The organism is Clostridium arbusti SL206 (genome assembly GCF_000246895.1).
GTDB classification, from domain to species: Bacteria; Bacillota; Clostridia; order Clostridiales; family Clostridiaceae; genus Clostridium_I; species Clostridium_I arbusti.
Window position 1 is genome coordinate 16,363 of sequence record NZ_BAEV01000047.1, and the last position, 12,059, is coordinate 28,421.

General features: G+C 26.9%; 14 protein-coding genes. All 14 read left to right on the top strand.

Features of this window, described 5'->3' with window-relative positions; translation table 11 throughout:
- Positions 1-482 precede the first annotated feature (482 nt).
- Positions 483-1,310, top strand: coding sequence for a diaminopimelate epimerase (gene dapF, locus RH99_RS09965; protein WP_010237282.1), 828 nt, complete (start codon positions 483-485; stop codon positions 1,308-1,310).
- Positions 1,307-2,389 carry a DPP IV N-terminal domain-containing protein gene (locus RH99_RS09970; RefSeq protein ID WP_010237284.1) on the top strand — a complete coding sequence of 361 codons (1,083 nt, stop codon included), beginning with the start codon at positions 1,307-1,309 and terminating at the stop codon, positions 2,387-2,389. The genes dapF and RH99_RS09970 overlap by 4 nt, the downstream gene beginning before the upstream one ends.
- 146 nt (positions 2,390-2,535) lie before the next feature.
- The gene (locus RH99_RS09975) at positions 2,536-3,120 is read left to right on the top strand and encodes an anthranilate synthase component II (protein WP_026038461.1); all 585 of its coding nucleotides are present in this window, start codon (positions 2,536-2,538) and stop codon (positions 3,118-3,120) included.
- Between the two features lie 194 nt (positions 3,121-3,314).
- A complete protein-coding gene (gene pabB, locus RH99_RS09980; protein WP_010237288.1) occupies positions 3,315-4,676 on the top strand; it encodes an aminodeoxychorismate synthase component I in 1,362 nt (453 codons plus the stop codon).
- A 34-nt stretch (positions 4,677-4,710) separates the two neighbouring features.
- On the top strand, positions 4,711-5,466 hold the full coding sequence (locus RH99_RS09985; protein ID WP_010237291.1) for an aminotransferase class IV: 756 nt from the start codon (positions 4,711-4,713) through the stop codon (positions 5,464-5,466).
- A gap of 465 nt (positions 5,467-5,931) precedes the next feature.
- Complete coding sequence (locus tag RH99_RS09990; protein ID WP_010237294.1) at positions 5,932-7,491, top strand: GspE/PulE family protein; 1,560 nt, start codon at positions 5,932-5,934, stop codon at positions 7,489-7,491.
- On the top strand, positions 7,478-8,674 hold the full coding sequence (locus RH99_RS09995) for a type II secretion system F family protein (RefSeq protein ID WP_010237297.1): 1,197 nt from the start codon (positions 7,478-7,480) through the stop codon (positions 8,672-8,674). The genes RH99_RS09990 and RH99_RS09995 overlap by 14 nt, the downstream gene beginning before the upstream one ends.
- Positions 8,675-8,684: 10 nt before the next feature.
- Positions 8,685-9,053, top strand: a complete 369-nt coding sequence (locus RH99_RS10000; RefSeq protein WP_010237301.1) for a prepilin-type N-terminal cleavage/methylation domain-containing protein — start codon at positions 8,685-8,687, stop codon at positions 9,051-9,053.
- A gap of 33 nt (positions 9,054-9,086) precedes the next feature.
- On the top strand, positions 9,087-9,548 hold the full coding sequence (locus tag RH99_RS10005; protein ID WP_010237305.1) for a type II secretion system protein: 462 nt from the start codon (positions 9,087-9,089) through the stop codon (positions 9,546-9,548).
- A complete protein-coding gene (locus tag RH99_RS10010) occupies positions 9,529-9,969 on the top strand; it encodes a pilus assembly FimT family protein (RefSeq protein ID WP_010237308.1) in 441 nt (146 codons plus the stop codon). Before RH99_RS10005 ends, RH99_RS10010 begins: the two co-directional genes overlap by 20 nt.
- A 2-nt stretch (positions 9,970-9,971) precedes the next feature.
- Positions 9,972-10,421 (top strand): PulJ/GspJ family protein, encoded by a 450-nt coding sequence (locus RH99_RS10015; RefSeq protein ID WP_010237310.1) that lies wholly within the window; start codon positions 9,972-9,974, stop codon positions 10,419-10,421.
- Positions 10,394-10,837, top strand: a complete 444-nt coding sequence (locus RH99_RS10020) for a hypothetical protein (RefSeq protein ID WP_010237313.1) — start codon at positions 10,394-10,396, stop codon at positions 10,835-10,837. Before RH99_RS10015 ends, RH99_RS10020 begins: the two co-directional genes overlap by 28 nt.
- Positions 10,838-10,983: 146 nt before the next feature.
- Positions 10,984-11,721: a hypothetical protein gene (locus RH99_RS10025; protein WP_010237315.1), complete on the top strand. Its 738-nt coding sequence runs from the start codon at positions 10,984-10,986 to the stop codon at positions 11,719-11,721.
- A gap of 14 nt (positions 11,722-11,735) precedes the next feature.
- Positions 11,736-12,059: hypothetical protein (locus RH99_RS10030; RefSeq protein ID WP_010237317.1), on the top strand; the 324-nt coding region annotated here is incomplete at its 3' end.

Consider the following 12,059-nt stretch of genomic DNA (forward strand, 5'->3'; position numbering starts at 1 on the left):
TACTATAATTTTAAGATTAGTTTAATCAATCTTAACTTTTTTAGTATAGCATTTATATTAGTCATATTCAAATAAATAACAAGACAATAGGTAGTTCTAGTTGTATCATATATTATAGAACATTAAGTCATATTCAAATAAATAACTAGTCAGTATGCTAGTGTATTTTTAATCCTACTACGTCAACGGAACCCTCAGATAGCTCACTATCCTCAGAACCCGTTTCCTTGTAGAATTAAAAATATCCGTCGCATCTTCGACTTACTATTTATTTTCATATGCCTAACATAAAACTATCATTAGAAACTGTGTTCATTATTGATACAAATTGAGGCTTCATTTTTGATTTGTCCGATGACTACCATCCGTAATACTCCTATGGCACTCTGTGAAAGCGGTAGGTAATGGATGCTACGTCCATGGATAACGATTTTTAAGTTTCATATGTACTAGTTAAAATAAATTTATGGAGAGTGAATATTATGAATTTTGTAAAGATGCAAGGTGCCGGAAATGATTTTGTTGTTCTAGAGGACAAGGACAATAAATTTTTAAATAAAGAAAGTGAAATTGCAAGGATAATCTGTGATAGACATTTTGGAATTGGTGCGGATGGTATATTGCTAATTAGAGATAGTGATGAGGCGGATGTGGAAATGGTCATAATAAATTCAGATGGTTCTTATGCTGCTATGTGTGGTAATGGAATAAGATGCTTTGCAAAATATGTTTATGATGAAGGTATTTTAAAATCAAATAAGATTAGTATAAAGACTGGTGATGGTATAAAAATAGCTGAAATTAACGGAGAAAATGGTATTGCAAAAAGTGTAAGAATTAATATGGGTCTTCCAAGTTTTAAACCAAGTGAAATTCCTGCAAGGGTAAAAGAAGAAATACTAAATTACAACATTAATGTTAATGATAAAAATTATAAATTGAATTCAATGCTTATGGGAGTACCTCATACGGTGGTGGTTGGAACTTTAGATGATTTCGATGTGCGTGAAGGAAGCTATATAGAAAAATACAAAGAAATTTTTCCAGAGGGGACTAATGTTAATTTTTGTGAAGTAGTTGATAAAAGTAATGTAAAGGTTAAAACCTGGGAAAGAGGAGCAGGAGCAACACTTGCATGTGGTACTGGATGTTGTGCTTCTGTGGTAGCTTGTAATAGATTAGGGCTTATCAATAAGAAAGCTAAGGTCTCAGTACCAGGAGGCGTGGTAGAAATAGAAATATGCGATGATGCAGTATATATGACAGGTGGTGCAGCAATTACCTTTAGAGGAGTAACTGATCTTATATGAAATATTTAAAGAAACATTTTCTGCTTTTGTTCATTATAATTTTTATGTGTGAACTAACTTCCTGTGGTAGTGAAAATAAAAAGGATACTAATAGTGATAAATCAGTTCCTATAAATTTTAGTAATATAATGGTATTATCGAAAGAAGGTAATGGAGAAAGAATTTATAGTATAAAGAATACAGATCTTAAGGCCGTGAAAACTTTAAATAATGTTTCAAATATTAATTACAATAAAAATAGTAATATAATAGCATATACTAATATAATTTCACAGGGAACTGATCTTACAAAAAATTATATTAGTATTGCTAATAATGAGAATAAAAATAATATCAATAGTGAATTCTCCTATATGGATTCAAGATTATCACCTAGTGGTAAACGTATTGCACTTAGAAGTTTTTCAAAGGATTCACTTTTTTCTGCTGAAGGGTTAAGCGTTTATAATACTAATACGGGAAAAAAGATTGACTTTGATAAAAAAGTTATAGTATCTGGAGATTTGTATAGATGGGATTCAAAAGATGATTTATTATATTACGGAGTTGAAGATGGACAGAAGAATTATGGTAAAATTTTTAGTTATGATTTTAAAAATTCTACAAGAAAAATAGTGTTTGATGAATTCAAAGGTTACTGTACTTTTTTTGCTGTAATTGATAATGATAATATTATTTATATTGAAAATGATTCAGGTATAAATAATATATATTATTATGACACTAAAAATAATAAGACTTTTTTAATAGGCAATACCATAAGTAGTATTAATGATTATGTGTTTGATAGTAAAAATAAAATATTATATTTTATTGGAACAGAAAATAGTGATCAAGACAATTCACTTTATAAATTAACTATTGATGACAGAAATATAAAGAGATTAACTTATGACTTTCCTAAGATAGTAGATAAAACTGGAGGAATGGCCATAGATGATTCTGGAAAAGTATATTTTTGTGGTCTACAACCTGAAGACAGTGGGAATAATATATACATGTATATAAGAGAAAATAATTCAGTTAATCTAGTAACAAATAAAGCAGGAACATATCATATAATTCAGGATTCAAAATAAGAACTAGCAAGAAGAACTTAATGAGTTTTTCTTGCTAAATTTAATTTTTTGTTATAATGAATAAAATACGTAACTTAAAGGGATTTTATTTGCATTCCATGATAAAATTAAGAAAAATACTTAAAGACGAGGAGAAGCAAATAGAAATGTTTTTAATGATTGATAATTATGATTCTTTTGTGTATAACTTGGTAAGATATCTAGAAAATTTAAATGAACATACAGAAGTATACAGAAATGATAAAATTACTATAGAAGATATAATAAAGATAAATCCAACGGGAATAATAATATCTCCTGGACCTAAAGCACCTAAGGATTCTGGTATATGTATAGATATAATAAGAAAATTTAGTGGTAAGATACCTATTTTAGGAATATGCCTAGGGCATCAAACTATAGCCTATGCTTTTGGTGCCAAAATAAATAGAGGAGAAAGACCAGTTCATGGCAAGGTTTGCGAAATAAATCATAACGGTAAGGGTGTTTTTAAGGATATAAAAAATCCAGTTAAAGTTACAAGATATCATTCGCTTGTAGTAAGTAAAGAGGAATTGCCTGATTGCCTAAATATAACTGCACAAACTAAGGATGGAGTTATAATGGGAATTAGACATAAAGATTTTCTAGTAGAGGGAGTTCAATTTCATCCTGAAGCAGAGCTTACCGAGTGTGGTTATAAAATGCTTGAAAATTTTCTGGATGAAGCTAAGGCATGTGAAAATAAATAACAAGTCAAAGATGCGACGTATATTTTGAATTATACAAGGAAACAGGTTCTGATGATAGTGGTGCTATCAGAGGGTTCTGCTGACGCAGTAGAATTGAAAATAGGCTAGCATACTGACTAGTTATTTATTTGAATGTGCCTTAGGTGTTTAAAAAATAGGTAAGGGAGGTAACGCTAAAAGGCGTAACAGTAATGATGAAATTCTTGATAAAAGAAATAAAAACTAATTTAGATGCTTTTGATATATATTCATTGTTTAAAGAAGATAAAACAGTTATTTTTTTAGATAGTGGTACTGATTATAATGATTTAGGAAGATATTCTTTTATTGGTATAAATAGCTTTAATACCTTTAAATATGAAAATAAAAAATGTTTTATAGATGAGAAGGTTATAGAAAATGGAAACCCTTTTGAATTTATAAAGAAATTGATAGATAGTTATAGAATAGAAAATAATACTGGTCTTCCATATATAGGAGGTGCTATGGGATACTTCTCTTATGATTTAGGAAGAACAATAGAAGAAATTCCTGAAATAGCAGAAAAGCAGTTACAAATACCAGATTGTTACTTATATTTTTATGATAATGCCATAATAAGAGATAATTTAGAGAAGAGAACTTATATTACAGCCTTAGGGATATTAAAAGAAGCAAAAGATAGTATTAGTGAATTGAAAGAAAAAATATATGCAGGTAAGAAAATTATATATTCAGAGTTAAAAGAAAGAAATAGGGAATTTATATCTAATTTTACAAGGGAAGAGTACTTAAGCTCAATAGAAAAAGTTAGAAATTATATAAAAGATGGAGACATATATATTGCTAATTTGACTCAAAATTTCTCTTGTGAAACTAGTACAGAACCCTATGAAGTCTATAAGGCTTTAAGACATAAAAATCCAGCTCCCTTTGCAGCTTTTTTGAATGTGGAAGACTTTAGTATAGTATCTTCTTCACCAGAAAGATTTCTCAAGATTAAAGATAAATTTGTTGAGACAAGACCTATTAAAGGCACAAGGCCTAGAGGTGAAAATCTTAGTGAAGACTTGAAAAATGCCAAAGAGCTTATTAAAAGTGAAAAGGATAAATCAGAATTACTCATGATTGTTGATCTTGAGAGAAATGATTTAAGTAAAGTATGTAGAGCGGATTCAGTAGAAGTTACGGAGTTATTTAAATTAGAGGAATACAGTACAGTTTTTCATTTAGTATCCACTGTGGTAGGTATATTAAAAGATGAATTTACTGTAGTAGACTGCTTGAAAGCTTGTTTTCCAGGTGGATCCATTACAGGAGCACCTAAAATAAGAGCTATGGAGATTATTGAAGAGTTAGAGCCTACAAAAAGAAATATATATACTGGATGTATTGGGTATTTAGGATTTGATGGTGGTGCAGATTTAAATATAGCTATAAGAACTATAGTAATGAAAGATAAAAAAGCTTATTTTGGTGTAGGTGGAGGAATCACCTGGGAATCTATAAAAGAAGATGAATATGAAGAAACCCTAGATAAGGCAAAAGCACTTATGCGTTGTTTAAAACAGAGTTGATGAACAAATACTTGACTATAATTGGAGGAATTGTATGATTATAAATGATAATTTAAGTGAAGATGAAAAGATAGTAGTTGATAGGGGCTTTTTCTTTGGGAAAGGTCTTTTTGAAACTATGTTAGTGAAAAACAATAATATACTATTTTTAAAAGAACATATGGAACGAATAAATGAAGGCTTGAAGATTATAGGAATAGATAAAAAAATAGGGTCAAAAGAAGTAATAGATTCCTTAAAAAAATTAAGCTTTACAGATGGAGTTCTGAAACTGGTAGTTAGTGAAAAAAATACTGTTTTTACCTGTAGAAAAAATAATTACACAGAAGATATGTATAATAAGGGCTTTAAATTAAAAATAAGTGAACTTAAAAGAAATAAATATTCTACAATTACCTATTTAAAATCTTTAAATTACCTTGATAATATATTGGAACATGATAGATGCAAAAGAGAAGGCTATGATGAAGTTTTATTTTTAAATACGGACAATGAAATTACAGAGGGAAGTGTATCTAATATATTTTTTATAAAAAATAATATTATATATACAACTAGAGTAGAATGTGGTTTGTTAAATGGGACTATAAGAAAATACATATTAAAAAAATATAATGTTATAGAAGGCAGTTTTAGAATGGAACAATTGATGGAAGCTGATGAGATTTTTGTAACTAATAGTATTATGGGAATTATGCCAGTTTCTAAAATAGAGGACAAAGTCTTTAAAGAAAAAGATATGGTATATAGTATTATAAATGATTACAGAGAATATGTTAGTAGTAGTTAATGTTAGGAATCGTAAATAATTAGTCAGTATATACTAGTCTATTTTACATAAAGAAATGGGTAGTAATTATATTTAGGCATGTTCAAATAAATAACTAGTCAGTATACTAGTCTATTTTGAATCATACTATGTTAACAGAATCCTCTGATAGCACCACTATCATTAGGACCTGTTTCCTTGTAAGATTCAAAATATACGTCGTATCTTTGAATTGTTATTTATTTTCATATGCCTTATTGTTATTTGGACACATTTTTTATAGATAGAATGCTTTTTATCCATATATGAATATTTAAATCAATAATTTAAGTTTCAATAAAATTATAATAAGATACTATGAGTATAAATTTTGTTAATTTAAAAAGTTTGTACACATAGTTTTTATTTTACATGAAAATTTTAATTTTAGGTGATTAGAAATATAAATAGTGGTAAATACTAGAAGAAAATGAAGAGTTTAAGGAGATGATAATTATAGAAAAAAGAACTAATAAAGCAATGAAAAATTATAATACTATAGATAGTTTTATGGATTTAGATAATTATAAAATATCAACAGATCTTATGAAAATTGTAAATAAATCTATAGCTTACAAGCACTGCATTTTCCCCTACAAAGAAAATGAAAGGGAACTGTTTGTAGCAATGAATAATCCTTTGGATTCAGTTGCATTAAATGATTTAAGATTTATTTCTCAAAAAAATATTATCCCCTCTAAAGCAAGCAAAAGACAAATACTTTCCTATATAAAATTATTTTATGAAATAAAGGATAGTAAAAAGGCTATAGAAGAAATAGAAGAAAATGCTGAAAAGAAAGTATTGAATGAAAATAATAACCATGATAAAGAGATAAAAGATTCTCCTTCTGTAAGATTAATAGATTCAATTATTAATCAAGCCATTGGTAAAAAAGCCAGTGATATACACATTGAGCCCTTTAATGACCATTTGAATGTAAGAATAAGAGTAGATGGTGTATTGCAAAAGCACATGAAACTTCCTAAGAGTACTTACAAAAGTATATGTATAAGAATAAAAATAATGTCTAAAATGAATATAACTTTAAGAATGATCCCTCAAGATGGAAAAATAGATTATGTGATAAATGACATAGGATATGACTTCAGAGTATCCTCAATTCCAACAATACATGGAGAGAAATTTGTTATAAGAGTTCTCTATAAAACTACAAAAAATATTTCCCTAGATGAATTGACCTATAGTAATGCTAGTATTATAAGAAACATTATATCAAGGCCTAATGGCATAATTCTATTGTGCGGACCTACAGGAAGTGGCAAATCTAGTACTGTTTATTCTATTTTAAAGGAGTTAAATACAACAGAAAAAAATATAGTAACTATTGAAGATCCTGTTGAGTTTACAATTGACAATATAAATCAAATAAATGTAAATAAAAAGGCAGGTTTAACTTTCCCTGTAGGGCTTAGAAGTCTGCTTCGTCAGGATCCGGATATAATATCTATAGGAGAAATACGTGATGAAGAAACTGCTAAAGTTGCAGTTAGAGCAGCTATAACAGGACATTTAGTTATAAGCACATTGCATACAAATGATGCTCCAAGCACTGTTCTAAGACTTATGGATATGGGAATTAAGCATTATCTATTAGCAGATGCATTAGTGGCAGTTATTGCTCAGAGACTGGTTAGAAAGATATGTCCTTATTGCAAAGAAAAATATATTCCAAGCAGTGCAGAAAAGAAATTGTGCGGTTTAAAAGAAGAGTATTTATATAAAGGTAAGGGTTGTTCAAAATGTAATGATACAGGTTATATTGGAAGAATGGCTATATTTGAAATAATGAAAGTAGATGATACAATCAAGAATTTTATATATGAGGAAAAGAGTACAGAAGACTTAAGAGCATGCAGTATAAAGAATGGAATGATGACCTTAAGAGAAAATTCTTTAGAACTAATTAAAAAAGGTATCACCACTGTAGATGAATATAAAAATATAGTATATACCAATGAGGATTGTTCAAATGCAGTTATTTAAATATAGAGCTATAAATAATACAGGTAAAAGTGTTAAAGGATTGGATTATTATAAAAATGAAGATGATTTATCTTTCCAATTAAGAGAAAAAGGATATTATGTGATTCAATATAAAACTATGAAGAAATCCATATATTCAAAGTATTTTTCACGAATAAATCTTAAAGACATCTCTGTTTTTTCAAGACAATTATCATCAATGTTGTCATCAGGTTTTAACATATCAGAAGCATTAAATATTTTCCAAGAAGAGTCTTATAGCAGATCTCTTAAAAAAAATATAAAATTCTTAAAGGAAGGTTTAGAAAAGGGAAACAGTTTTTATGACAGTATATTAAAATATAAAGATAATTATCCAAGCTTTTATATAGAGATGATAAATTTAGGTGAGCAGACGGGAAGTTTGGATACCATATTAAATAACATGTCTAAATACTATCTTAAGGAATTTAAAATTAAGAGAAGCTTTAAATCTGCAATGGTATACCCAATAATATTATTAGTTACATCTGTATCCATATTTTTTTATCTTGAAATAAGTATAATACCTATGTTTCAAGATACTTTTAAAAGCCTTGGGCAGGATCTTCCTATATATTCAATGATTTTGATGAATTTTAGTAAATTTCTAAGCGAAAACATGGCAGTACTTTTATTTGTATTAGTTACTTTAATTTTCTTAGTATATAAATTTATTAAGCTTCAAAAAGTAAAATTATTAATTGATAAGGCTAAAGTATCAATGCCTTTAATAGGAAAGTTTTATAAAAAAATACTAGGTTCTAGATTTACAAGGTGCTTTGGAATTTTACAGATGAGTGGAATAAATTTAATTAATTCTATGGAGATAATGGGCAAGGTTGTAGATAATACTTATGCAAAACAACAGCTAAGAGGTGTACTAGTTGATATAAAGAAGGGTAATAGCATCTCAGAAACTATAGATAAATTAGAGCTATTTCCTAAATTTACTGTTTCCATGATAGCTTTGGGTGAGCAGACAGGTAATTTAGAAAATATGATGACACTAGCAGCGGATATTTATGATGATGACATAGATGATATATTAAAAAAGATTATAAGTAGTATAGAACCTGCTATGATAATAATTTTATCATTTATAGTAGGTACTGTGGTTACATCAGTAATGGTACCTATGTTAAAAATAATGCAGTCAGTGTAGGTGATGTGAAATGAATAAAAAAAGAGGATTTACACTTATTGAAGTAATTGTAGTAATTTCTATTATAGCTATACTTGGTGGAGTTTTAATTCCAAAGTATGCTACATATATAAAAAAGGCAAATTCGGCCAAGGCTGAGCAAATTTCAAGAATGATTTTTGTATCAGCTATGAGAGCATATATGGACAATAATGTATTCACAAAAGAAGAAGTAAATACTGCAATAAATGAAGACATGAATATAAATGATCTAAATATAAATGTTAAAGATCCATATTTAGATGGGAATAGCATATCCACAGATTTTATTACTGGTGATTCTAAATATACAGTAGAAGTAAAAGGCAATAATAGCACCTTTACCTTAAAGAAAAATTGATAATTTAGAGATTGAGAGAAAGAGATTAAAATTATGCAGAGAAAAAAATTAGTGTTTAATGGGTTTACTTTAATTGAAGTTCTAGTGGTTATGACAATTATATCTATAGTTACAAGTATCACTCTCATTGAAGTTAAAAATTATAAAACTTTAAAAAATGAAATAGAAGTGAAAAACTTTAACAGTGAGATGATTTCTCTTATTAATGTTGTTAGAGGACAATGTATACTAAGAGAATCTTTTGCTCAGATTTTATTTGAGAAGGGAAAAAATGAAGTGATAACTTATGAGGGGAAATCCATAAGAAACAGATTAAAATTACCTTTAGGTTTTGAAATAAAAGAGAATAATGTTACTAATGGGAATAATTTAATTTATTTTGATAGTAGGGGGATGATAAACACTCCCTGCAGCTTAAAGTATTCAGACAGGAATGGGAAAAAACATGTTATTACAATAGGGGTTGGTACTGCTTATGCAGAAATTAAAGAGTAAGAAGTTAGGGTTTACAATTATTGAAGTAATGTGTGCTATTTCCATATTTACATTGCTATTTATGACTTCTATTGCAATAAGAATTAATACCATTAATATGAAAACCTATAACAATTTAACTGAGAAATATACAGAATATATAAATAATATTAGAAATGAAATATTGTCGAATACATCCAATGAAGACATTACTTCAATGATAAATTTGAAAGAAGTTTATATAGATAAAGATAATATAAACAATGAATCAATTAAAAACAGTAAAATAACGGAAATTTATACAACTATACCGCCTATACAAAAGCCATATATGAAAATTTTATTCTATGATGGAGATTTAATTGAAGTCAATTTAAGTATGTATGTGGATGTATTGCAAAAAGAGGAAGTCATAAATTGCAAATTTTATAGGGGGAAATAGCTGTGAAAAAGGGATTTACATTAATAGAGCTTGTAGTTGCTATGGCCATTACTTCAATGATCATATCTTTTCAATGTGTTATATTTGTAAAATATTTAAAAGCTTACAGTAAAGATACTAAAGTAATTACAAATAAAGCTTATTGTAATCAAAGTATAATTATAATTGAAAGTTTAATTTATAATGGTATGAAAGAAGTTAATGTAGAAAACAATGATATAAAAATTATTTCCGGCAACAATGAAAATAAAAAAATACGTTTTGTAAAAAATACTAAAAAAATTGTTGTGGATTATTATGACGTATATGGAAGTATTAAGGCATCTAATGTAGTAGGTACAAATATAAGTAATATGAAAGCAATGAAAAAAGATAATGTATTGTATTTATCCATAATGAATAAAGAAGGAGAAACAATTAGTAGATGTTTTGGGGTGAAAAAAGAATATTAAAAAAGGGATTTGTAATGATTTATACCTTGATTTTAGGATTAATTATTCTTCTTGTTAGCAGCTACATATTTATGCTAGAAGCTAGTAAAAAAGTCTATATATTAGATTATAAAAAGAATGTTACGGAAAAAATATATAGTAGAGAGACAACAAATTATTTATTGTCTCAGATGAATAGTTATATTCTTAGCAACACTAATAATGTAAATAAGTCAGAACTTTATAAATTATTTTCATCAAGTCCTGATAAGAATAAGATTGGAAATAATGATTATTTTATTTACTATAGCATATATGAAGATACCTTTATTATAAGTCAGTCCTATAGAGGAAACCGAATTAAAAGGGATACATATAATTATAATTTTATTGATGGAAAAATAAATTATATGTATTTTTCTTCTAAGTATCAATGAATTTTGTTTAATGGGAGGTTTGTATTCTCATTAAGTTTTAGATGAATTACCAAGTTCATAGTAATTGGGTAAATAAAAAAATTGTAGTTTAAGGATAGTTTTCAAGAGAGATATAATAATTTTTATGAAGAGGAGTGTTTAGCTTAATGTTCTTATATAAAAATAATATTTTTATAATGAATGGAAAATCTATTGTAAAGCTTAGCTACAATAGAAGACCATTTGCAAAAACAATCGATATTACTCATGAAAAAAGTTTAGGTGCAAGATATAGAAATAGAGAATTTAAAAATGATTCAATTATTATTATAGAAGGTGAAGAAATTTATATCAAATACATTACAGTGCCAAGGGTAAAGAAAAATGAACTGGAGAAAATAGTAAAAAATGAACTCGGATTTTATTATAGAACTGATGAAGATATAATATTTTCCTATTCCATTTTAAAAAAGAATAAAATTAATATGGATTTAGCTGTATTTTATATAAATGGAAATAGTTTAAATAATGTAGACTTAAAAAATATAAATAATATAAAGTATATATATCTTATCCAATTTTGTTATGCAAAATATGTAAAGAATATAAGTAGTTTAAATAAGTATATTATTACATTTATTTATAAACAAAATCTATACTTTATATTTTGCGAGAATGGATTAATAAAATATAACTATATATTTAGAAATTTTCAGGAAGGCAATGTTGAATTTGAAAATTGTCTAAATTATTTTATTGATTTGAATAAAGATATAGCAGATAATTTAGAGATGATTTATGCTTTGGGATTTGCAAAAGAAACTATAAAGGATATTAATACTTCTTATTGTGTTAAAAATTTAGGAAACATAGAACAAAACAAGTTATTTAAAACAGTGATATAGGAGAAAATAAAATTATGGAGCATAATTTCTTACCTTATTGGTATAAAGAGAAAAAAATTAAAAAGAAAATTCGTGTAATTAATAGGGTTATAGTTGTTCTAATAATTATTAGTTTGTTTTCAATTTATAGACTTAATAATATATATAATAGAATAAATAGCATAGAAGATTCCATTAGCAGTATTAATAATAGAAAGGTTACCAACAATTCAGATGATTTTAGAAATAAAAATATGACATCCATAGAAAATCTTAAAAATTTTTATGAATATATAAGTAAGAAGTGCAAATTTGAAAATATAGCAGTAGAAAACAGAAGTATAAATGCCAGTATAATA

Coding starts and splice junctions, on each gene's coding strand:
- dapF (WP_010237282.1), top strand. CDS start 483: ATGAATTTTGTAAAGATGCAAGGTGCCGGAAATGATTTTGTTGTTCTA.
- pabB (WP_010237288.1), top strand. CDS start 3,315: ATGAAATTCTTGATAAAAGAAATAAAAACTAATTTAGATGCTTTTGAT.
- RH99_RS10005 (WP_010237305.1), top strand. CDS start 9,087: ATGCAGAGAAAAAAATTAGTGTTTAATGGGTTTACTTTAATTGAAGTT.
- RH99_RS09985 (WP_010237291.1), top strand. CDS start 4,711: ATGATTATAAATGATAATTTAAGTGAAGATGAAAAGATAGTAGTTGAT.
- RH99_RS10025 (WP_010237315.1), top strand. CDS start 10,984: ATGTTCTTATATAAAAATAATATTTTTATAATGAATGGAAAATCTATT.
- RH99_RS10000 (WP_010237301.1), top strand. CDS start 8,685: ATGAATAAAAAAAGAGGATTTACACTTATTGAAGTAATTGTAGTAATT.
- RH99_RS09995 (WP_010237297.1), top strand. CDS start 7,478: ATGCAGTTATTTAAATATAGAGCTATAAATAATACAGGTAAAAGTGTT.
- RH99_RS09990 (WP_010237294.1), top strand. CDS start 5,932: ATGATAATTATAGAAAAAAGAACTAATAAAGCAATGAAAAATTATAAT.
- RH99_RS10010 (WP_010237308.1), top strand. CDS start 9,529: ATGCAGAAATTAAAGAGTAAGAAGTTAGGGTTTACAATTATTGAAGTA.
- RH99_RS09970 (WP_010237284.1), top strand. CDS start 1,307: ATGAAATATTTAAAGAAACATTTTCTGCTTTTGTTCATTATAATTTTT.
- RH99_RS10020 (WP_010237313.1), top strand. CDS start 10,394: ATGTTTTGGGGTGAAAAAAGAATATTAAAAAAGGGATTTGTAATGATT.
- RH99_RS09975 (WP_026038461.1), top strand. CDS start 2,536: ATGTTTTTAATGATTGATAATTATGATTCTTTTGTGTATAACTTGGTA.